The 21873-nt window shown below is 62.5% G+C and carries 14 protein-coding genes and 3 pseudogenes; 12 read left to right on the top strand and 5 right to left on the bottom strand.

Features of this window, described 5'->3' with window-relative positions; translation table 11 throughout:
* Window positions 1-420: 420 nt before the first annotated feature.
* Window positions 421-2568, bottom strand: coding sequence for a S46 family peptidase (locus BLT09_RS32070; protein ID WP_091600481.1), 2148 nt, complete (start codon window positions 2566-2568; stop codon window positions 421-423).
* Window positions 2569-3170: 602 nt separating this feature from the next.
* Here BLT09_RS32070 and BLT09_RS32065 point away from each other — a divergent pair.
* The 11 genes and pseudogenes from BLT09_RS32065 to BLT09_RS32015 all read left to right on the top strand — a co-directional run bounded on the left by BLT09_RS32065 (window position 3171) and on the right by BLT09_RS32015 (window position 14958).
* Window positions 3171-3668, top strand: a complete 498-nt coding sequence (locus BLT09_RS32065; RefSeq protein ID WP_342028483.1) for an amidohydrolase family protein — start codon at window positions 3171-3173, stop codon at window positions 3666-3668.
* 565 nt (window positions 3669-4233) lie between these two features.
* Window positions 4234-4803 carry an FMN reductase gene (gene msuE, locus BLT09_RS32060; RefSeq protein ID WP_236473434.1) on the top strand — a complete coding sequence of 190 codons (570 nt, stop codon included), beginning with the start codon at window positions 4234-4236 and terminating at the stop codon, window positions 4801-4803.
* 25 nt (window positions 4804-4828) lie between these two features.
* Window positions 4829-5929: a dimethylsulfone monooxygenase SfnG gene (gene sfnG, locus BLT09_RS32055; protein WP_091600500.1), complete on the top strand. Its 1101-nt coding sequence runs from the start codon at window positions 4829-4831 to the stop codon at window positions 5927-5929.
* 56 nt (window positions 5930-5985) lie between these two features.
* Window positions 5986-6888, top strand: a complete 903-nt coding sequence (locus tag BLT09_RS32050) for an ABC transporter ATP-binding protein (protein WP_091600479.1) — start codon at window positions 5986-5988, stop codon at window positions 6886-6888.
* A complete protein-coding gene (locus BLT09_RS32045) occupies window positions 6888-7784 on the top strand; it encodes a branched-chain amino acid ABC transporter permease (protein ID WP_091600478.1) in 897 nt (298 codons plus the stop codon). The genes BLT09_RS32050 and BLT09_RS32045 overlap by 1 nt, the downstream gene beginning before the upstream one ends.
* 3 nt (window positions 7785-7787) lie before the next feature.
* Window positions 7788-8836 (top strand): annotated as a pseudogene (locus BLT09_RS32040) (branched-chain amino acid ABC transporter permease).
* 53 nt (window positions 8837-8889) lie between these two features.
* Window positions 8890-10221: an ABC transporter substrate-binding protein gene (locus BLT09_RS32035; protein WP_091600477.1), complete on the top strand. Its 1332-nt coding sequence runs from the start codon at window positions 8890-8892 to the stop codon at window positions 10219-10221.
* Window positions 10222-10287: 66 nt separating this feature from the next.
* Entirely contained in the window at window positions 10288-11079 is a 792-nt protein-coding gene (locus BLT09_RS32030) for an ABC transporter ATP-binding protein (protein WP_091600476.1), read from the top strand.
* Window positions 11076-12323, top strand: a complete 1248-nt coding sequence (locus BLT09_RS32025; RefSeq protein WP_091600475.1) for an SfnB family sulfur acquisition oxidoreductase — start codon at window positions 11076-11078, stop codon at window positions 12321-12323. Before BLT09_RS32030 ends, BLT09_RS32025 begins: the two co-directional genes overlap by 4 nt.
* 32 nt (window positions 12324-12355) lie before the next feature.
* Window positions 12356-13531 (top strand): annotated as a pseudogene (gene ssuD, locus BLT09_RS32020) (FMNH2-dependent alkanesulfonate monooxygenase).
* Entirely contained in the window at window positions 13528-14958 is a 1431-nt protein-coding gene (locus BLT09_RS32015) for an FAD/NAD(P)-binding protein (protein WP_091600474.1), read from the top strand. Before ssuD ends, BLT09_RS32015 begins: the two are co-directional and overlap by 4 nt.
* A 440-nt stretch (window positions 14959-15398) precedes the next feature.
* Here BLT09_RS32015 and BLT09_RS32010 read toward each other — a convergent pair.
* Window positions 15399-16220: pseudogene (locus BLT09_RS32010) on the bottom strand (class I SAM-dependent methyltransferase); the annotation flags it as partial.
* Between the two features lie 811 nt (window positions 16221-17031).
* Here BLT09_RS32010 and BLT09_RS32005 point away from each other — a divergent pair.
* Window positions 17032-17340, top strand: a complete 309-nt coding sequence (locus tag BLT09_RS32005) for a helix-turn-helix domain-containing protein (RefSeq protein WP_236473435.1) — start codon at window positions 17032-17034, stop codon at window positions 17338-17340.
* A 377-nt stretch (window positions 17341-17717) separates the two neighbouring features.
* On the opposite strand, the gene BLT09_RS32000 is transcribed toward BLT09_RS32005, so the two are convergent.
* The 3 genes from BLT09_RS32000 to BLT09_RS31985 all read right to left on the bottom strand — a co-directional run.
* Window positions 17718-18314 (bottom strand): omptin family outer membrane protease, encoded by a 597-nt coding sequence (locus tag BLT09_RS32000; protein ID WP_091600473.1) that lies wholly within the window; start codon window positions 18312-18314, stop codon window positions 17718-17720.
* Between the two features lie 536 nt (window positions 18315-18850).
* Complete coding sequence (locus tag BLT09_RS31990; protein WP_023798073.1) at window positions 18851-20305, bottom strand: glutamate synthase subunit beta; 1455 nt, start codon at window positions 20303-20305, stop codon at window positions 18851-18853.
* A gap of 144 nt (window positions 20306-20449) precedes the next feature.
* Window positions 20450-21873, bottom strand: a 1424-nt coding sequence (locus BLT09_RS31985) for a GltB/FmdC/FwdC-like GXGXG domain-containing protein (protein WP_244529183.1), incomplete at its 5' end; no start/stop codon positions are given.

Below are 21873 nucleotides of genomic sequence, written 5' to 3'. Positions count from 1 at the left end.
CCTATTCGTGCCAGTGAGCAATGGCAATCGTACCAGCGACAGCACCCATTGCTCGCTGCTGCTCGTTGATGGCCGCAACCCGGAGCGGGTCGCCTATCACCACGACTCCTCCCGGACAGGGCCACAACGACGAGCCTGCAAACCAGCTCGCAAGGGTGCTGAACGGCACCTTCGAGGCAGCCCCCATGACCCGACAGCCGAATGCTTATGACTGCGGCGTGTTTGTGTTGGCACGTGGGCGCCGATTGGACAATTGATGGCCGGGCAGCGGCGCCGGGTCGCTGCGACGACCTCGTCGCCGACCGGCAGGCGCTGCAAGACCGGCTGAGGCGGCGCTTCCACACGGGATTTGTCTAAAATTCCAAGGGGGATTTGTGGAGGTATGACGCCGACAGGCCGCCTACCGCCAGACTACCCCGCTCATGAACGCGACGCCGGCAGCACTCCCATCTCCTTGAGCAACCAGGCAGCGCCGTCAATCTTGTCCATGGTCCAAAGCATGAAGCGACTGTCGACATGGATGCTTCGACTGCGGTCTGCGGCATATGCCCAATCGGAGATCACTCCATCGAGCGTGCCATCAAAGGCGAGACCGACGAACTCGCCGCGCCCATTCAGCGTGGCCGAGCCGCTATTGCCATTGGTAATGTCGACCGTGGACATGAAGTCGACCGGCAAAGTGCCCAGCTCCGGCGCGACATAGGGGCCATAATTCTTGGCCCGGATCGCAGCGACGGCGGCGGCGGGCGCATCAAACTCGCCCTTGCCAGTGTGCTTGGCCAGAAGTCCCTCAGCCGTGGTGAATGGCGTCCAGATCTGCCCGTCGCGTGTTCGCCCCGACACCTTGCCCCAGGTGATGCGCAGCGATCCATTCGCGTCGGGATACACCGGCCGGCCAATCGCCTGCCAGTAGGCGCGCAGGCCCTGCATATAAGTCGCGCGCGCCGCCTGCGCTCGGCCAGCGCGGTCCTTCGCCGCGCGCTCCGCAGCTATGTCGCCGGGATAGAGCGCGACCGCCAGCTTGATGAAAGGATCGTCCGACGCCTCGAAGGCAGCAGCCCGCTTGTCGAGCCAGCCGAGCCGCGTGGCCGTGTCGGCGAGTTTGGTTTCTGCATAAAGTCGGTCAAGGCCGATTTGGTCCAGAGCCGTTTCGAACGCAGTATCGCGGTCCTTTGCGTCTAGCCGGCGATATTCATCGAGCGCGGCCTCAAATAGCTTGCGATCGATGTCGGGCAGGTAACCGCGTTCGATCTGCGTCAGTTGATCCACGGTCTGGTTACGGTCACGATCCTGAAAGCCGCGTTCGCGGTCTTCATCGAGCTTCTCGTGCTCCTTGGCCCAGCGATACAGAGTGCGCGCGGATGAGAGCATTTGCGCGCGGTTCAGCAGCGCCTGGCGCAGCCCCTCGAGCGAGGCCTGGCTATTCTCGTCCACCATGGCGCCCAGTTCGCCGATCGCTGCGCCATAGCGCGCCTGCCGCGCGGGATCGTCGGCGACCCAGTCGAGATAAGCTTTCTCCTCGATCGCCTTGCGCACGTCGAGCCCGATCGCATTGGCCCCGGCGAGATCGCCCGCCAACTTCTTCTTGTAGTTTTCCACGCCTTGCAGGATGGAGGCGTAGCGGATCTGCGCTTCTCGATTGCCTGCCGTGGTTTGGTTTATCTGGGCCGCATAATCCGACAGCAAATGCTGCAACAGCGGTTCGTACCGCGCGAAATTGAACCGTACTTCATCCGCCGTGCGGAACCGATTGGTTTCTCCGGGAAAGCCGACGACCATGACGAAATCGCCGTCTTGCACGCCTTTAGAGGCAATGCGCAGCCAGCTCTTCGGCCGGTAGGGCACGTTGTCGCGCGCATAAGGCCGGGAGGAACCATCAGGAGCGACATAAGCGCGGTAAAAACCGAAGTCGCCTGTGTGGCGCGGCCACGTCCAATTGTCCGTTTCGCCGCCGAAGTTACCGATGCCGAGCGCGGGCGCATAGACTAGGCGCACGTCCTGAATTTCGAGCTTCTGCTGGAGATAGTAGGAGGCGCCGCCATAATAGGACTCCACGTCGCAGCGGCGATTGGGCTGTTCTTCACATGCGGCGATCAGCGCCTTCCGGTTCCTGTCGAGCCGCTCATAGCGGGCAAAGCCGTTCAGCTTGTCCGATACGCCCTTGAGCATGTCGGCGGTCACATCACGGATATCCTCGATCACATAGATGCGGCTGCCGGGCACCGCGGGTAATTCTTCACCAAGGCTTTTCGCTAGAAATCCCTTGGTGAGATAGTCTTGACTCTCCTTGCTGTTGTACTGGATCGATTCCAGCACGCAGTGACGGTTGGTCGCAACCAGTCCTTGCGGACTGACGAAGGAAGCTGAACATCCGCCCAGTGATACGATCGCGTTGAGCGGGGCAGTGTCTAGACGGCTGAGCTGCGCGGGATCAAGCTGGAGTCCATTCGCGCGCATGGCCGCGCCAAGTTCCGTAATCTGGGCCGGCATCCACATGCCTTCGTTCGCCGACGTCCAGAGCAAGTTCATAGCGGTGGCTTGGGCCAAACGACTAAAATTCGAGTTCATGCTGATCTCGTTCCCATTCTGTGTATTGTTCTCCGCTGATCTGGATCGATGAGCTATCGGGCTGACCGGCGTCCGCAAGCGCCTGCGCGGCAGCCACTGGGTGAAGAGTGAGTGGACGGTCAACACAAAAATCTGGGTGACGCTCCCCTCACATTGTATCGGCAACGTTTGCGGATCATCCGTTGCACTAATCGTGCCAAAGGATGCCTGAGACGCCCTTCGGGTCCCGCGGAGAAGTCATTCGAGACGCCTCTAACAATATCTCCCGCATTGCGGGCCGGCCATTGGAGCGCCTCGTCAATAAAGCTTTCAATCACCTACGTGGTAAGGGCCTTGCGTGTCCGACCTCCGACATTTGGGTCCGACCTCCGACATTTGGTTGTAGACCCGACACTCTCGTCCTCGCTCGCGACGAAGCCCACTGCCGAACAGCCGTCGTTAATTGTGAGAATGCGTGCTATCGTTTCTGTTACGTGCGGTGTTGCGCGAGGACGAGGGTGCGAGGAGTGCCCGGACTTCCCCTTGCCGCAAATCCGCTCGGCGCTTGGCGACATAACCCGGCGGACTATGTGCGCGAGTGCCGGCGTGAGGCGCGAAAGTAAATCTGGGATGAAACGTCGACCATCCGAATCGAGCATGGAAACCTCATCAAAGCGACAACCGCCAACCGGGTTCGCGAGGCAGGCGCGTTCGTCGTCCCGACGAACATCACCTTTGCTGTCGTCGCTCGGGACGGAGCCAGATACGGCATGTCCGCCGAATCCCTTGAAAAGGTGAGCTTCGTTCTCGATGCCGGCTTGTCGGCGCTCGAAACGCTTCAAAGCGCTGGCGTGACCATGGGCTACGGCTCCGATCTGCTTGGCCAGATGCATAGGCACCAATCAGAGGAATTTCTTCTGCGCGGCCGCGTTCTCAAGCCTCGGGACGTGATCCGATCCGCGACGGTGGATGCTGCCCGCGTGCTCAACATGGAAGGCCTCATCGGCACCATCGCGCCTGGCGCTCACGCAGATCTCATCGCCGTCTACGGCAATCCGTTGAAGGACCTCGCGATTTTGTCCGATCCCGCCCGGCTTCGAAAGATCATCAAGGGCGGGTGAGTGGTGAAGAATGAATAACCAGACGCAGGTAATCCGTTGCCATTCAGGGGAATTACGCAACACATATACAGGCAGGAGCACAACAGAACGTATTGAGCAGCTACCGATGGTTCCGAAGGCATGACGCTGCGATTGCCGCCTTCGTGCTGCCGGTGCTCAAAACTCTCAATCGTCCCTGACCAGCCTTGAAATCTCGGCGCTAATATCGGCTCCTTCGTAGGGCAATGCCTGAGGACGTTTCTCGCACGCCTAGCCGTCATAATACACGCGCTCATTTGATTGCGTGGCATCGGTGGAGAGCGCTGTCACAAACGGCTGGACGACATTCCTCATATCGCGCCGGCGGAGCCTGTTTTCACCAAAGTCGAACTCGCGGGTGACGCCTACGGCCCCTGCCAAGTTAATCCCATTTGAGATCGAATGCGGTGGGCGTGCCGCTCCTAGCAGCGCCGTTTTTCCCATTGACGTGAAAACATCAGAACAAAGTACCTTATGTCTACAGATTTCGTAGAATATCGTTTGGTTTCGGTGGTGGCCTATGGCGCATGTGTGGGAGATAGATGACTTGGCACGATTATCGGTTCTTGGAATATCCGGCGGTGTAAGCAACCCGTCCCGCACCACGGCGGTCGTCAATGCGCTGGTCAAGGCGGTCGCGTTGCGCCTGCTTGCCGACACCGGTCTGATTGAGATCACGGAGGCAGCACCGTCGCTTTTCGCCGGACTATCCCGCGGCGCACTTGGCGCATCTGGAGAAGCGATTATCCAGCGTGTCGAGAAGGCCGATTTGCTCGTGGTCGGAACGCCTGTCTATAGGGCTTCCTACACTGGCGCTCTCAAGCACCTGTTCGACCTGGTCGACTATCGCGCGTTGACGGGCAAGACCGTGCTTCTCGCGGCGACCGGCGGGAGCCCATACCATGGCCTGGTGCTCGAACATCAGCTCCGGCCATTGTTCGGCTTTTTTGGCTCTGTCACCGTCCCTACGGGCGTCTACGGCACGCCCGACGATTTCGTCGATGGCGAAATCGTCGGCGCAGCCATCATCGAGCGTATTGCAAGGGCCGCTACCGACGCGGTCTCCTTGCTCAACTCAAGTCACGCAAATGCCGCCGTCGCCACCCGCGTCGGCTGAGCCAATCAACAGGGGAAACGACGACATGAGTTCGCATTCCGACGCCATCAAATTCGCCTACTGGGTCCCGAACGTCTCCGGCGGCCTGGTCATCTCCAACATCGAGCAGCGGACGGGTTGGGATATCGACTACAACCGCAAGCTCGCCCAGATTGCCGAGGCCAACGGGTTCGACTATGCGCTGAGCCAGATCCGTTTCACAGCCGGCTATGGGGCCGACAACCAGCACGAATCAGTCTCGTTCAGCCATGCCTTGCTTGCCGCGACCACAACGCTGAAGGTCATCGCAGCGATCCTGCCCGGTCCGTGGAACCCTGCGCTGGCGGCCAAGCAGATCGCTACCATCAACCACCTGACCAATGGCCGCGTCTCCGTCAATGTCGTCAGCGGCTGGTTCCGAGGCGAGTTCGCCGCGATTGGCGAACTCTGGCTCGATCATGACGAGCGCTATCGCCGGTCGGAGGAATTTATCCGAGCGTTGCGCGGCATCTGGACGGAAGACAGCTTCACGCTGAAGGGCGATTTCTACCGCTTCACCAACTATTCCATGAAGCCGAAGCCGATCGAGCCCTTGCCCGAGATATTCCAGGGCGGCTCGTCGCGAGCCGCTCGCGACATGGCGTCTCGTGTCTCCGATTGGTATTTCACCAACGGCAATACCCCGGAGGAGATCCGGAAGCAGGTCGACGACATCCGCACCAAGGCGAAAGCCAACGGCCACAAGGTTAGGATCGGCGTCAACGCTTTCGCCATCGCCCGCGAGAGCGAGCAGGAAGCGCGCGCCGTGCTCGACGAGATCATCGCCAAGGCGAATCCGGAGGCGGTGCAGGGCTTTGCCGATCAGGTCAAGAATGCCGGCAAGGCCTCGCCGGAAGGCGAAGGCAATTGGGCGAAGTCGTCCCTCGAGGATCTCGTTCAGTACAATGACGGCTTCCGCAGCAATCTCATCGGCACGCCGGAACAGATCGCCGAACGCATCCTGAAACTGAAGGACGCCGGTGCCGACCTGATCCTGCTCGGCTTCCTGCATTTCCAGGAAGAGGTCGAGTTCTTCGGCAAGCGCGTCATTCCTCTGGTGCGCGAACTGGAAGCAGCTCGCGACAGGGAGCTTGTCGCCGCGGAATAGGACGGGCGCGGCCCACGGGGCCGCAGCCGACACGCCTTCAAAAGCAGGAATGTTTCATGATTGGTGCTTCGCTGGGAGCGGCCGCATACGAGCGCGCGTCCGAAATTTCCGCCATCCTCGCGGTGGCTAACCCCGTCGGCGACAGGCGTCTGGCACGCCTGTCGTCACGGCCGGATGTGGTTCTCGCGCTGAGCGGGATCGGCATTTCCTTTGGCGGGGTCAAGGCGCTGAGCGATGTTGATCTCGAAGTGGAAGTCGGCGAGATCCGCGCGGTGATCGGCCCCAACGGCGCCGGCAAGTCCTCACTGATCAACATCATCAGCGGCCTCTATCACGCCGACCGCGGCAGGATTGCGATCGGCGGGCAGTCCTTCTCCCGGGTGCCGGCGAGCCGTCTAGCACGGCTCGGCGTTGCGCGAACCTTCCAGAACCTGGCGCTATTCGGCGGTCTGTCCGTGCGCAACAACATCGCGTGCGGCCGCGTCCACACCAGGCGCGCCAGTTTCGTCGAACATATTGCAGGTCTGCCACGCGCCCGGAGCGAAGATGCGGGAATCGCCGAAAAGACCGATCAGATAGTCGCCTTCCTGCATCTCGAAAGCGTCGCCGACCGCCTCGTCGCCACCTTGCCTTACGGCCTGCAGAAGCGGGTCGAGCTGGCGCGCGCGCTGGTCGCCGAGCCGAAGCTGCTGCTGCTCGACGAGCCGATGGCCGGCATGACGGCGACCGAGAAGGCCGAGATGGCCGGCTTCGTGCGCGCCGCGCGCGACCGGCACGGCGTCACCATCATCCTGATCGAGCACGACATCGGCGTCGTCATGGGCCTCTCCGACCGCGTCGCCGTGCTCGACTACGGCCGCAAGATCGCAGACGGGACGCCGGCCGAGGTCAGGGCCGATCCGGCAGTGATCCGGGCCTATATCGGCACCGCCGAGGGCGAGAATGGCGAGGACATCTGATGAGCTACTATGATTTCCTCTTCGTCATCGAAGTGCTGGTCGGCGGCCTGCTCTCTGGCGTCATGTATTCGCTTGTCGCCATAGGTTTCGTGCTGATCTACAAGACGTCGGGCGTGCTGAACTTCGCGCAGGGGTCGATGGTGCTGTTCGCAGCGCTCACCTTTGTCAGCCTCGTCGAACGCGGCATCCCCTTCGCGCTTTCGCTGCTCATCACCTTCGCGGTCATGGTCGCGCTCGGCTTCACCATCGAGCGGACCGTGCTCAGGCCACTGGTCAACCGCTCGCCGATGACGCTGTTCATGGCGACGCTGGGGCTCTCCTACATCATCGAAGGTGCCGCCCAGCTTATCTGGGGCACGCAGGTGCACGGGCTCGACCTCGGCATCGACGACACCCCCTTCGAGGTCGGCGGCATACTGATCTCATCCTTCGACCTGCTGGCGGCGGCGATCGCCGCCGCCATGGTCGCAGGCCTCAGCGCCTTCTTCTATTGGACGCGGATCGGCCTTGCGTTTCGCGCCGTCGCCGACGATCAGTTCGCGGCCCTCGCCGTCGGGCTGCGGCTGCCTCGCATCTGGGGCACCGTGTGGACGGCGGCCGGCTTCGTCGCGCTGGTCACCGGACTGTTGTGGGGCGCGCGTCTCGGCGTCCGGTTCTCGCTGTCGCTGATCGTGCTGAAGGCGCTGCCGGTGCTGGTGCTTGGCGGCTTCGATTCCATCCTCGGCGCCATCGTTGGCGGCCTCATCATCGGCGCCAGCGAGAAGCTGGCCGAGGTCTATCTCGGCCCGTTCGTCGGCGGCGGCATCGAGGGCTGGTTCGCCTATGCGCTGGCGCTGGTTGTGCTTTTGGTGCGCCCCTCCGGCCTGTTTGGCCAGAAAACCGTCGAAAGGGTCTGAACCATGGCCGTGCAAGCTCTCGACGCCGCAAGGCTTCCAGTCGACTGGGCGAAACTCGTTCAGAAGCTGGCGTTGGCGACCGCCCTGTTCGTCGTCGCCTACGGCGTGGTCCCTGCCTATGCTTCGGGCTATCTGGTCGAGGCGATCCTGCTGCCATTCCTGGCGCTCAGCCTGGCGGCGGTCGGCCTCAATTTGCTGACCGGCTATTGCGGCCAGCTCTCGCTTGGCTCTTCCGCCTTCATGGCGGTGGGCGCGTTCGGCGCCTACAATTTCAACCTCAGGGTCGAAGGCCTGCCGCTGGCGGTGACCATGATCCTGGCCGGAATTTCCGCCGCCGGCTTCGGCGTCGTGTTCGGCCTGCCCAGTCTCAGGCTGCGCGGCTTCTACCTCGCCGTCTCGACGCTCGCCGCCCAGTTCTTCGTGCAATGGGCGCTGACCAAGTTCGGCTGGTTCTCCAACGACAACCCGTCCGGGGTGATCTCGGCGCCGCACCTGGCCGTCGCCGGTCTTTCGCTCGACAGCGCGACCGGCCGCTATTTGCTTTCGGTCACCACGGTCATGGTGCTGACGGCCCTCGTCTGGCGCTTGGTCAACAGCGCGACCGGTCGCAACTTCATCGCCGTGCGGGACAACGAAACCGCCGCACGCGTCATCGGTGTGCCGGTGCTGCGAACCAAGCTTCTGGCGTTCGCCATCTCGTCGTTCATCATCGGTATCGCCGGCGTGCTGTGGGCCTTCACCTATCTGCGCACCGTCGAGCCGGCAGGCTTCAATCTCGACCGCTCATTCCAGATCCTGTTCATCATCATCATCGGCGGGCTGGCCTCGATCCGTGGCGCGTTTTGGGTGCGGCGTTCATCGTTGTCCTCCCGCTCTTTCTGTCCCGGCTCGGCGCATTCCTGTTCGGCGGCCTGTTCGATTCGGGCGTTCTCGACATGAGCCAGCGCATCGTGCTCGGCGCCATTATCATCATCTTCCTCATCGCGGAACCGAGCGGGCTGTCGGCCCTCTTCGACCGCCTCAAACGACGGATCGGCTCAAGGTCCAGCTGATTGCCGCTCAACTTCCTCCTCCGCTCGGACCAACCCATCAGGAGACGTAAGCAATGACCTTCTTCAGTCACCTAAGAAAAGCGGCGATCGCCACGGCCTTCGTGCTCGGCGCGACGGCGGTTCACGCCGAAGAACAATACTTTCCCCTGCAGAGCTACCGTGTCGGTCCGTATGCGGCCGGCGGAACCGGCTTTTTCGGTGGCTTCATCGACTATCTCAACCTGATCAACATCCGCGACGGCGGCGTCAATGGCGCCAAGCTGGCCTGGAGCGAAGGCGAGACGCAATATGAGGTCGAGAAGGGCGTCGAGGTGTATGAACGGTTGAAGAGCAATCCCGGCATCGCTGCCTGGAATCCACTCTCGGTCGGCATCGCCTATGCCATGATCGATCGCATCACCGACGACAAGGTGCCGCTGATCACCATCAACCACGGCCGCACAGACACGACCGACGGGCGGGTGTTCCCTTACGTCTTCCCGCTGCTGCTCAATCCTTACAGCGAGACCTCCGGCATCGTGAACTACATCGCGTCCAAGGAAGGAGGCCTCGACAAGCTCAAGGGCAAGAACATCGTCGTGCTCTATCACGGCTCGCCCTATGGGAAGGAGACGATCCCGATCTATGAGCTGCTGTCGCAGAAATACGGCTTCGAGCTGTCGCAGATCGAGGTGCCGCATCCCGGCAACGAGCAGCAGGCGCAGTGGCTGACCATCCGGCGCGAGCATCCTGACTATGTCGTGCTGCGCGGCTGGGGCGTGATGAACCCCGTCGCCTTGAAGACCGCGCAGAAGACAGGCTTCCCGGCCGATCACATCATAGGCAATGTCTGGTCGAATTCCGAAGAGGATGTCATCCCCGCCGGCGATGCCGCCAAGGGCTATACGGCCATCACCACCCAGGCCTCGGGTGAGCGGTATCCGGTGGTCCAGGAGATCGTCAAAACGGTCTACGGCGACGGCAAAGGCAATCTCGAGGACAAAAGCCGCATCGGCTCGGTCTACCACAATCTCGGCATCGTCAATGGCATCCTCAATGTCGAGGCGGTCCGCATCGCACAGGCCAAGTTCGGCAACCGCACGCTGACCGGCGACGAAGTGCGTTGGGGCTTCGAGCATCTCAAGCTCGATCCGGCGCGCGTCGAGGCACTCGGCGCCAAGGACCTGTTCCACTCGATCAACGTCTCCTGGGACAATCACGAGGGTGACGGCTACGTGACCTTCCAGCAATGGGACGGCAAGAAGTGGAATGTCGTCTCCGACTGGATCGCTCCCGACTGGAAGCTGCTGCGTCCGATCATCGAGAAGTCGTCCGAGGCGTATGCCAAGGAAAAGGGCATCAAGATCCGCACGGCCGAGGACGCCGACGCGGTGGTCAGCAACTGAATTTGGTATGGTGCGGCCGACAAATCTGGCCGGCCGCGCCATCCACCTTCCCGAGCGGAGTCATCGATGTCCATCCCGGAATACCCGATACTGTCAGTTAGCAGCGTGGAGGCTGTCTACAACGGCGCCATCGCCGCCCTACACGGCGTCGACTTGTTGGTTGGCAGGGGCGAGATCGTCGCGCTGCTCGGCTCCAACGGTGCCGGCAAGACGACACTGCTGCGCGCCGTATCCAATCTCCTCCCGGCCGAGCGCGGCGCCATTACCGCCGGTCGGATCACCTTCGGTGGCGAGGATGTTTCAAGGGCAAGCCCCTCGCACCTAGTCCGCAGCGGCCTTGTCCAAGTCCTCGAGGGCCGGCATTGCTTCCGCTCGCTGACGGTCGAAGAGAACCTCTTCACCGGCGCGCTCGGACGCTCGTCCTCTCGCACGGGCGTCAAGGCGGACCTGGATCGTGTCTATTCACTTTTCCCAAGGCTCGCCGAGAAGCGGCGAACCCGGTCCGGCCTCACTTCCGGGGGCGAGCAGCAGATGACGGCTATCGGCCGGGGTCTGATGTCGCGGCCGAAACTCTTTGTTCTGGACGAGCCGTCGATGGGGCTGGCACCGCTGATCGTCGACGAGATCTTCAGCGCCCTGAAACGGCTCAACCGCGACGAAGGCCTTTCGATCCTCGTTGCCGAACAGAATTCGGCGGTCGCGCTGAAATACGCCGACCGCGCCACCGTGCTCGAGAACGGCGTCAGCGTGCTGGAAGGATCGGCTGCCGACTTGCGCCAGCGCACCGATATCAAAACCTACTACCTCGGCGGCGCGCCGCTTCCACCGCAACATTTTCCCAAGGAGACAGCAGCATGACCATCCAATCCAGGCAGGCGTCGGATAGCCGCAGTGCCGTCCCGCCGGTCGAACGACCCTCTGCCAAGGCGCATGTGATCAAGGCCGATGCCGAGGCAATCGCTGTCGCCGAAAAACTCGCCGCCGAATTCGCCAGGGATGCCTCCAAGCGGGATCGTGAACGCATCTGGCCGAAGGAAGAGCTCGATGCGTTTTCGCAGAGCGGCCTGTGGTCGATCAACGTGCCGAAAGCCTATGGCGGGCCGGAGCTCTCCTATGTGACCCTGTCGAAGGTGATCACCATCATCTCGGCGGCCGATCCGTCGCTCGGCCAGATTCCGCAGAACCATCTTGGCGTCGTCGCCGCTATCCGCACCGTCTCCGACGAGGCGCAGAAGAAGCTGCTTTTCGCTGAGGTGCTGTCCGGCACGCGCTTCGGCAACGCGTTCTCCGAGTTCGGCTCCAAGCGCGCGGCCGACTTCGAGACAAAGTTCGTCGACGCCGGCGACCATGTCGTGGTCAACGGCCAGAAATTCTATTCGAGCGGTGCTCTGCTTGCCCATCTGGTTCCGATCGTGGCGCTCGATGACGAGGGGCGCGCCTGGTATGCCATCGCCGATCGCGGCGCGCCCGGACTGACGGTGATCGACGACTGGTCGAGCTTCGGACAGAAGACGACTTTGTCCGGCACGGTCCTGCTCGACAATGTCAAGGTGCCCAAAACGCATCTTGTCCCCGGCTACAAGGGCTATGACAGGCCGACGGCCGACGGCGCCATCTTCCAGATCATCCAGGCCGCGGTCGATCTCGGCATCGCCAAGGCGGCGATCGACGAGACTGTCGGCTTCGTGCGCACCAAGTCGCGCGCCTGGATCGACAGCGGCGTCAATCATGCCTGGCAGGATCCTTATACGATCCAGGCGATTGGCGACCTTCGCCTGCGGGCCAACGCGGCAGAGGCGGTTCTGGAAAGGGCCGGGCTTGCGGTAGATCGCGCCGTGGCCGACCCGAACGAGAAGACCGTCGCGGAAGCGCAGATCGCGGTTGCCGAATCCAAGATCCTCACGACAGAGATCGCCATCATTGCCACGAACAAGCTGTTCGAGCTCGCCGGCACACGCTCGACGCTGGCCGAGCACAATCTCGACCGGCACTGGCGCAACGCCCGCACCCACACGCTGCACGATCCGGTGCGCTGGAAATACGCGATCCTCGGCAACTACTACCTCAACGACGTAAATCCGCCGCTCCATGCCTGGAGCTGAGCGAAGCGCCTCCAAATCACAGAGGACCATTCATGAGCATTGCCACTCCCGACAGGATCAAGGTCCTGTGGTTTCTGCCGACTCATGGCGACAGCCGCTATCTCGGCACCTCAGAGGGGGGGCAGGGCGGTCGACTTGCCCTATCTCACCCAAGTCGCGAAAGCCGCCGATGCCATCGGCTACTATGGCGCGCTGCTGCCGACAGGACGCAGTTGCGAAGATAGCTGGGTCGTGGCGTCGGCGCTGGCACCGCTGACGCAGCGGCTTCGCTTCCTTGTCGCCGTCCGGCCGGGCCTGCAATCGCCGACGCTAGCCGCGCGCAGACCTCGACGCTCGACCGCATTTCCAGCGGACGGCTGCTCATCAACGTCGTCACCGGCGGGGATCCGGTCGAGAACAAGGGCGACGGCATCTTCCTCAGCCATGACGAGCGCTATGAGGTGACGCGGGAATTCCTCGACATCTACAAGGCGGTGCTTCGCGGCGAGACCGTAGCGTTCGCAGGCAAGCACTTCCGTATCGAGGACGGTCGCCTACTGTTTCCGCCCGTGCAGACGCCACATCCGCCGCTCTATTTCGGCGGCTCGTCCGATGCCGCTAACGCGGTCGCCGCCGAACAGATCGACAAATATTTGACCTGGGGCGAACCGCCGGCGGACGTCGCGGCAAAGATTGCCTATGTGCGCGGTCTTGCCGAGAAAGCCGGGCGCCAGGTGACCTTCGGCATCCGGCTGCATGTCATCGTCCGCGAGACCAATTATGAGGCCTGGGCCGATGCCGACCGCCTGATCAGCCGCCTGGACGACAACACGATAACCGAGGCGCAGAAGGTTTTCGCGCGCATGGATTCCGTCGGCCAGTCGCGCATGAGCCGGCTTCATGGCGGCCGCCGCGACAAGCTCGAAATCAGTCCGAACCTGTGGGCTGGCGTTGGCCTGGTGCGCGGCGGCGCCGGCACCGCCCTGGTCGGCGATGCGGCGACAGTTGCGGAACGGATCGACGAATACCGGCGCATTGGCATCGATAGCTTTATCCTGTCCGGCTATCCGCATCTGGAGGAGGCCTATCGGTTTGGCGAACTGGTGTTGCCGTTGTTGCCGCTCGATCATGAAATCTCGACGCGCCCGACGGCAGTGAACATGGGACCGTTCGGCGAAACGGTGGCCGGCGACCATCGGCCTTCGGCACTGCGCGCGAGTCAGTCTTGAGCGCCAGAGACTTGGGCAGGGGACCGGTCGTAGCCATCATCGGTGGCGGCTTTTCCGGTGCGGCGACCGCGTTTCATCTTGCGCGGCTGCTGCCCGCCGGTGCTGCCGATATCGTGGTCGTCGAGCCCAGAGAGGGGCTCGGCTATGGTCTGGCCTACTCGACGGCCGATCCTTCACACCGCATCAATGTGCCGGCGTCGAGAATGACGCTGATCTCCGGCCAGGACAGCCACTTTGCCGATTGGCTGGAGCAGACCGGCGCGATTCTCGACGATGCCGAGGCTATTGCCGCAAATGGAGCACTCTACCCACAACGACGCGTTTTCGGGCGCTACGTGGAATCTTATCTCCAACCCTTTCTGTTCGGCAAAGTGATCCGTCATGTCAGGTCCGCCGTCGCGTCAGTCGAGCTTAGTGGCCAGGGCTACATCCTGATTCTCGCTGATGGAAGGACGCTCGCAGCCGACGCCCTAGTGATTGCGGCGACGCATCCGCCACCGGCCTTGCCATCGGCCCTGCGGTCTGTGGCTGCTGCTGCCCGGCTGGTGGCCAATCCCTATGATCTCGGAGGGCTGCAAGCGATCGGCCGCGACGACCAAGTGCTCGTAGTCGGCACTGGATTGACGTCGGCGGATATCATTGCCACGCTGGACCGCAATGGGCATCGTAGCCGCATCGTCGCGCTGTCACGTCATGGTTATCGTTCGCGCAGCCACGCGGTGCTCCCGGGCGACCCGATTGGTGATTTCATCAGTCTGCCTTCACGCAGCGCAACAGTGATGCTCAGACGCATCCGGGCCACGATCCTAGATGCCAAGCGTCGGGGCGAAGACTGGCACCCGGTCCTCGATGCCGTCCGACGTCAGGGACAAATCATCTGGCAGGCCCTGCCGCTCGACGAGCAACGCCGCCTCGTGCGCCATTTGCGCACGCTGTGGGATGTGCATCGCTTCCGCATCGCGCCACAGGTCGCGGACGTGCTCGATCGCCGCGTTGCCGAAGGCATGCTCGCCTATCGCGCCGCATCGATCGTCGGCGCCGAGCAGGTCGACGGGCGCATTCGGGTCACGCTGCGGCCAAGGCGCCAACCCACTCAGACAACCGAGACGTTCGACAGGGTGGTCGTCACGACCGGGCCGGCGCATGCCGATATTTTCCGGACCAACACAGCAATTGCCGATCTCGGGCGAATGGGACTGGTCCGGCTAGACCCGATTGGCCTTGGCCTGGCGACCGACAGCCAAGGCCGTGCGGTCAGCACTTCCGGCCGACCGACCGACAGCATTTTCGTCAGCGGGCCGCTGGCGCGCGGCAGCGTTGGCGAATTGATGGGAATTCCCGAAGTCACCGCGCATGCCGAGCGTATAGCCGCTGAAATCCACCAATGGCTTGGATACCAAACGGCGTTGCGTCGTAAGGCGTCGTGAAGCTGCAAACACGATGAGGCTATCCAGATGACACTCACCGAGCGTATTGCGAAGGTGGAAGCCCATCGTGTCGTAAATAGGCCACTGGTCGCGTGCCGCTCCTGGCGCTTTTAGCAGATCCGCTCGACCTCGGAGGTGCCGATCTCCATGCCCAGACTTCGCACCGGCGTCCACCGCTTTGATGACGATCCGAGACGATCAGCCCACCGCGGCGGGTCGAGAAAGCACTGGGCGGGAAGACGCCTACAGCGAGGCTGCTCGCCTTGTGGCCGCAGAGAGGGAAAGAATCTGCCGCCGGACATCGACTTCAGTGGTTTAGAGAAGGCGGCTCGGCAGCGACCTCTGCGTGAACCCAGACGCCTTGAAAAGCCCGATGCGTCCGGATTTTGGCGGTGATCTTCATCAAATGCGATGAGCTGCAATTTCTGGCGACGGCCACGCTAAGGGCGGGCCTCCAGCACCATGTTGAACGGTGTCTCCGCGGCGCGACGCAATCGCTTGAAGCCGCCACCGGTCACCACCTTGCGCAGCCTCGCCTCACCGGCCTGGGCTCCAAGCGCGAGCCCGACTTCCTGCGACACGGACGCGGGCGTGCACACGAACGTGGAAGCGGCATAGTAAACGCGTCCGACGGGATTGAGGTTCGCCGCCAGATGATCATGCGCGAACGGCTCGACGATCATCCACGTGCCATCCGGCTTGAGCGATCCGTGGACATGGGTGGCGGCGCCCGTCGGGTCGCCCATGTCGTGAAGGCAATCGAAGAATGTGACGAGGTCGTAGGTTCCGGGATAGCTCTTGGCGGCGGCGACGTCGAACCGCGTGTTGACGCCGACGCCGGCTACCTCGGCCGCCTTGCGGGCGCGCTCAATCGAAGGGGCATGATAGTCGAAGCCGACGAAGCGCGAAATTGGGGAAGGCCTGTGCCATGAGCACGGTCGATGCACCATGACCGCATCCAACATCCGCGACGTCCACGCCGCGTTCGAGCTTCTCGACGACGCCCTCCAAGGCCGGCAGCCAGGAGTCGATCAGATTGGCATTGTAGCCTGGACGGAAGAACCGTTCCGTACCGCGAAACAGACACGCGCTATGATCGTGCCACCCGACGCCATTGCCGGACGGAATGCCTGCCTCACCTTTTCTTCATCGAGCCACAGCGCGGACAGGAACTCGAATGCGCCTGCCATGAAGGCCGGGCTGTCTTCATCGGCGAACACCAGCTCTTGCTCGGCGTTGAGATAGAATTTGTCGCTCGCTTCGGTGGTCGGGAATGACAGCCACCTCCATGCCGTTGAAAAGCAGGAAATCCGTCACGTTGCCCTCGTCGGTAACCGGCGGAGCCGGAGTGGTCGTCACCAGGGCAAGCCCTGTCGCAGCAGGTATCCTAGGGCAGCCCGTCAGAACATCGATGACTCCGGTTGTGGTGCCGGGGCGGGCGATCAGGGGCCAAGTGATTGTTCCGAGGCGGCTGTATGTTGTGGTAAGGTGATCATGCGAATTCTTGTTGGTCGGTCACGTGTTTTGCGGATGACCCGCATGTACTGTGCCAAATGAGAAAACCATTCAAACGCAATCCAGTAGATCTGACTGTATCCGACATTGTCGGAATTTGGACATCGCCGAACGCGAAGCGCTCGGGGCTTGTGACGATACTTGAGCGTGCTGCTTCGGAGGAGGGATGCGCCTCGAACCGGCCGCGAGGCCTTTTTCTGGCAACGGATATTCCGGCCGGGTTAGGCCGCGAGGAAAGCGACGGTGAATAAGAGGTAGAGGACCAACCGTTTTGAGCGGGTAGTTGCCGTGTTGCGCCCCCACGCAAAGGCCAGCACCACGGAGCAGTATTTCTGGTGGCGACACTACAACGCCTTTAAGTGCCGGTTACCCGTTTTTACCCGATGCTGGATACGACTACAACGACTCCTTCCCGAGCCTGCGTGCGGCGCTTACCTGGAAGATGGAAGCCGGTCAGATCGCAACGGGGGAGGGCGGCCAGATCTGGGCAATCCCGCATGCATTTGAGAACATCCAGCTGTTCTACCGCCTGTTCCCGCCAACGGCGGAGATCACGCCGTGTCACCCCAAGCACTTAAACCCAGCGTGCCGATGGCAGCCGAAGGACCTGGCGCGCGCGCCTCGTCCGGTTCGGCTTCGCTGGAGGGGCGTTCCATCGACTGTTTCAGCCTTGCAATCATCCAGGCGCTGGCCAAAAGCCAGATGGAGCGCCGGCTCAGGAACCGGCGCAAAAACTCGAGCCTGCCGGCGCTGATCGAGCTGGTGCTGGCGCGGCCGCTGGTGTCGGCAGGTCTGGTCGCGGCCGAGCTGAAAATTAGCCAGCGTGCTGCGCTCGGGCTGGTGCCGAACTCGGCATCCGTGAGGTGACCGGCAGGGGCGCTACCGGACGTGGGGCCCCGTTTAGCTGCGGCGGGCTTTGGCGAAAGCGACAGCACTGATGATTTTTAATGTACGCTCATTCTCCCTCATCTGCGCGTTGACAGAAAACCAGCAGCCGAGGGTCACTGCACGCTGTGCTCCCGCGATTTCCGGAAAACCAATGAAGAACGACTTTGATCTATCGCGCGGGACGTATCATTCAACCATGTCGAGAACGGGCGTGACGGCACGTACACTATGGACCAGAGAACTTTGTCTGGCGACTTTGCGCACGCCTGCAGAACTCTTCGGAAAACTTCCTTCTGTTGATCCAATGATCGTAATGAGCTGGAGTGGCATCGCCGCTCTCCCCGGTTCTTGCTCTCTCAGTTGAACTTGATGCTGGCCTGCACGAACACGCCGTAGCGCTTTGCCTTCCAATCGTCGGCCTGCGGGGAACCACGACCGCCCATTGCCTCTTCGAAATGAGCCGTGCCGTTATTCGCCACGGCCCAGTAGCGGGCGCCGACGCCGATGTTGAACAAATCCGTGACCTTGTAGTTCAACACCGCCTCGAGCTGGACGCCATGCCCATCGCCGTCTTCGGGAATTAGCTTGATCTTGGGGCGCATGTGGTGCTGATCTTTGCCGTCGAGCCGCGTGAAGAGGAACGCCACGTCACCAGAAAGGCTGAGTCGCGCGGTGAGTTGCGTCTGCCCGGCCAAGCCGAGTCGCAGCGAATGCCAATCGTTGTCCTGGCTGATGAGGTTGACGTAGGTCGGGACGGTTGGCACACAGGTCCTCCAGTTGGTCGCCTGCTGCGTGCAACCGAAAGCGTCGTAGCTCTCGTGCCAGAAATTGTTGCCAACAAAAGCACCGATGCGGTAGCGCGGCGCGTTCAAGAAATTATATCCAAGATCGGCGGTGAAATAGCTGACGCCGCCCCCGCGCTGATCACTGAATGTGTTTGAGTAGCCCCCCATTTCCGTAAGAAGTCCTCGTCATGAGAAAACCCTCCCTGATGCCGCCGGCACCGAGGAGGCCTTTACGAAAATGCCAGTCGGATTGTGGATCGCGTTGAAGAAGACTTCACTCGAATGCGCGTCTAGATCGTCATAGGTGAGCCGCGAGACCGGTGACGTACCTTTATGATTGTAAAGGTCCTTCGATGCTTGCCGGTACTGGGCCAGTAGCGTAGTCCACCCTCGAACGAAAAGACTGAGGCCGCCGCCCCGGCTACCGACGCCGACTCGAAATCACCGGCACTCGACGGCGGTTCGGAACTCCTCGGTGCCGCAGCGCCGGCCAAGCCGGGCCCGGTGAAAAATTCGTCGTCGAGGGCAAGGCGCCCGCTGCTTCGCCCGGCCGCGCCGACGATTTTTCTTGGCCGCCAAGGCGGCAGCCTGCGGCCGCGGCCACAACCGAAACGACCACGGCGATCGTCCGTAAACCTGCCCCCGGGACACCTGAAGGGCAAAGCGCCCTCAGATGGCCGCGGGAGTAGCGTTTCCAAACGGTCTCAGCGCGGCAGCACGCTCGATCCCATCAGCGCCTCGTCGATCGAACGCGCTGCCTGACGGCCCTCGCGGATCGCCCAGACGACCAGCGATTGACCGCGGCGCACATCGCCCGCTGCATAGAGCTTTTCGACGCTGGTCTTGTAGTCGCGATCATTGGCCTCGACGTTGTTCGAGCGGCGGCTGTCGATGGCGATCTTCATCTGGCCAGCCAGTTCCGACACTGGCCCGACGGCGGCCGGCCCGGCAAAGCCGATAGCGATGAAGGCGAGATCCGCGCGGATAACGAATTCCGTGCCGGCGATCGGCTTGCGCTTTTCATCGACCTCGCAGCATTTGACGCCGGTCAGCGCGCCGTCCTCGCCGATGAATTCGAGCGTCGCCACCTGGAACTCGCGTTCGGCGCCTTCCGCCTGCGAGGACGAGGTGCGCATCTTCGTCGCCCAGTAGGGCCAGACCGAAAGCTTGTCTTCCTTTTCCGGCGGCTGCGGCCGGATGTCGAGCTGGGTGACGCGAACGGCGCCTTGGCGGAAGGCGGTGCCGACGCAGTCGGACGCGGTGTCGCCGCCGCCGACGACGACGACATGCTGGCCGCCGGCGACGATCGGCGGCGACGGCCACGCCACCGACTGGATCGGCTCGCCGCCGATGCGCTTGTTCTGCTGCACCAGGTAAGGCATCGCGTCATGCACGCCATCGAGATCGTCGCCGGGAATGTTGGCCGGGCGCGGCGTTTCCGAACCGCCGCAATAGAGCACCGCATCATATTCGGCGAGCAGCTCCGCCACCGGCTTGTCGACGCCGACATTGATCCCGCAATGGAAGCTCACGCCCTCGCCTTGCATCTGCTCGATGCGCCGGTCGATATAGTGCTTCTCGATTTTGAAGTCGGGGATGCCGTAGCGCATCAGCCCGCCCGGCCGGCTCTCGCGCTCGTAGACGTGAACGTCGTGGCCGGCGCGGCCAAGCTGCTGGGCGGCCGCCATGCCGGCCGGCCCCGAGCCAATGATTGCGACGCGCCTGCCGGTTTTCCTTTCCGGCGGATAGGGCCGGATATGACCGGTTTCATAGGCCTTGTCGGCGATCGCCTGCTCGATCGTCTTGATGGCGACCGGAATGTCCTCGAGGTTCAGCGTGCAGGCTTCCTCGCAAGGCGCCGGACAGATGCGGCCGGTGAATTCCGGGAAATTATTGGTCGAATGCAGGTTGCGGATCGCATTGTCCCAGTCGCCATTGTAGACGAGATCGTTCCAGTCCGGGATCTGGTTGTGGACCGGGCAGCCGGTCGGCCCGTGGCAGTACGGAATGCCGCAATCCATGCAGCGCGCGGCCTGTTTCTCGACCTCTTTGTCCGACATCGGCAGCGTGAACTCGCGAAAATGCCGGATGCGGTCGGAAGCCGGCTGGTACTTGTGCACCTGCCGGTCGATCTCGAGAAACCCTGTTACCTTGCCCATAGTCCAGTCCCTGCTGTCCAGATGGCGCGTTCGACGACGCACCCGTTAACCTCATAAGGCAGCCATGGCAACCTTCAGTCCGAGGCCAGGATTGTTGATGAAGGCGTCGCCCGGGAAGCTTGGCTTCCCTGCAACTCCCAAAGCCTATTCCGCCGCAACGCCCATGCGCATGCGTTCCATTTCGATCAGCGCACGGCGGTATTCGACCGGCATGATCTTCCGGAATTTCGGCCGGAAAGTCGCCCAGTTGTCGAGGATTTCGCGGCCACGCACCGAACCCGTGTAATGGACGTGGTTCGAGATCAGCTGATAGAGCCGCTCCTCATCATGGCTGGTCATGTCGCCGGACACGTCGACGCGGCCTTTGTGGTCGAGATCGCCGCCATGATGGAGCAGTTTCTCCATCAGGTCGTCTTCTTCGGGAACGGGTTCCAGTTCGACCATCGCCATGTTGCAGCGCTCGGCGAAATCACCCACCTCATCGAGCACATAGGCGACGCCGCCCGACATGCCGGCGGCAAAATTGCGGCCGGTCTGCCCGATGACGACGACAATGCCGCCGGTCATGTATTCGCAGCCATGGTCGCCAACACCTTCGACGACGGCGGCCACGCCCGAATTGCGAACCGCAAAACGCTCGCCGGCGACGCCGCAGAAATAGGCCTCGCCCTCGGTCGCGCCGTAAAGCACGGTGTTGCCAACGATGATCGACTCGGCTGCGACAATCTTCGTGTTCTCAGGCGGGCGGATGACGATACGGCCGCCCGACAGGCCCTTGCCGACGTAGTCATTGGCGGCACCGACCAGCTCGAACGAAACCCCACGCGCCAGGAAGGCGCCGAAGGACTGGCCGGCGGTGCCGGTGAGCTTCACCGAGATCGTGTCCTCGCGCAGGCCCTTGTGCCTGAAGCGCTTTGCCACTTCGCCCGACAGCATGGCGCCGGTCGAACGGTCGACATTGCGGATCGGCAGCTCGATGCTGACCGGCTGCCTGGCTTCGAGCGCCGGCTTGGCCAACTCGATCAGCTTGCGGTCGAGCACGTCGTCGATCGGATGCTTCTGCCGCTCGGTCCAGTGCACCGCCTCATGCGGGGCATCCGGCTTGAAGAACATCCTGCTGAAATCGAGCCCGCGCGCCTTCCAGTGCTGGATCAGCGCCCGCTTCTCCAGGAGTTCGGTGTCGCCGATGATCTGGTCGAGATGGGTATAGCCCATCTCGGCGAGCAGCGCCCGGACCTCCTCCGCCACATAGAAGAAGAAGTTGATGACGTGTTCCGGCGTGCCCTTGAAGCGCTTGCGCAACACCGGGTCCTGCGTCGCGACGCCGACCGGGCAGGTGTTGAGATGGCACTTGCGCATCATGATGCAGCCGGCCGCGATCAGCGGCGCGGTCGAGAAGCCGAATTCGTCGGCGCCAAGCAGCGCGCCGATGACGACGTCGCGCCCGGTGCGCAGGCCGCCATCGACCTGCAGCGCGACGCGCGACCTGAGGCCGTTGAGCACCAGCGTCTGGTGCGTCTCGGCAAGGCCCATTTCCCACGGGCTGCCGGCGTGCTTGAGCGAGGTCA

This window comes from Mesorhizobium muleiense (genome assembly GCF_900099905.1).
GTDB classification, from domain to species: Bacteria; Pseudomonadota; Alphaproteobacteria; order Rhizobiales; family Rhizobiaceae; genus Mesorhizobium; species Mesorhizobium muleiense.
This window is presented reverse-complemented; position numbering and strand designations above follow the sequence as displayed.

What these genes read in the sequence shown, in the direction of transcription:
- BLT09_RS32030 (WP_091600476.1), top strand. Translation starts at nt 10,288, where the DNA reads ATGTCCATCCCGGAATACCCGATACTGTCAGTTAGCAGCGTGGAGGCT.
- BLT09_RS32000 (WP_091600473.1), bottom strand. Translation starts at nt 18,314, where the DNA reads ATGGGGGGCTACTCAAACACATTCAGTGATCAGCGCGGGGGCGGCGTC.
- BLT09_RS32035 (WP_091600477.1), top strand. Translation starts at nt 8,890, where the DNA reads ATGACCTTCTTCAGTCACCTAAGAAAAGCGGCGATCGCCACGGCCTTC.
- BLT09_RS31990 (WP_023798073.1), bottom strand. Translation starts at nt 20,305, where the DNA reads ATGGGCAAGGTAACAGGGTTTCTCGAGATCGACCGGCAGGTGCACAAG.
- BLT09_RS32050 (WP_091600479.1), top strand. Translation starts at nt 5,986, where the DNA reads ATGATTGGTGCTTCGCTGGGAGCGGCCGCATACGAGCGCGCGTCCGAA.
- BLT09_RS32070 (WP_091600481.1), bottom strand. Translation starts at nt 2,568, where the DNA reads ATGAACTCGAATTTTAGTCGTTTGGCCCAAGCCACCGCTATGAACTTG.
- BLT09_RS32025 (WP_091600475.1), top strand. Translation starts at nt 11,076, where the DNA reads ATGACCATCCAATCCAGGCAGGCGTCGGATAGCCGCAGTGCCGTCCCG.
- BLT09_RS32045 (WP_091600478.1), top strand. Translation starts at nt 6,888, where the DNA reads ATGAGCTACTATGATTTCCTCTTCGTCATCGAAGTGCTGGTCGGCGGC.
- sfnG (WP_091600500.1), top strand. Translation starts at nt 4,829, where the DNA reads ATGAGTTCGCATTCCGACGCCATCAAATTCGCCTACTGGGTCCCGAAC.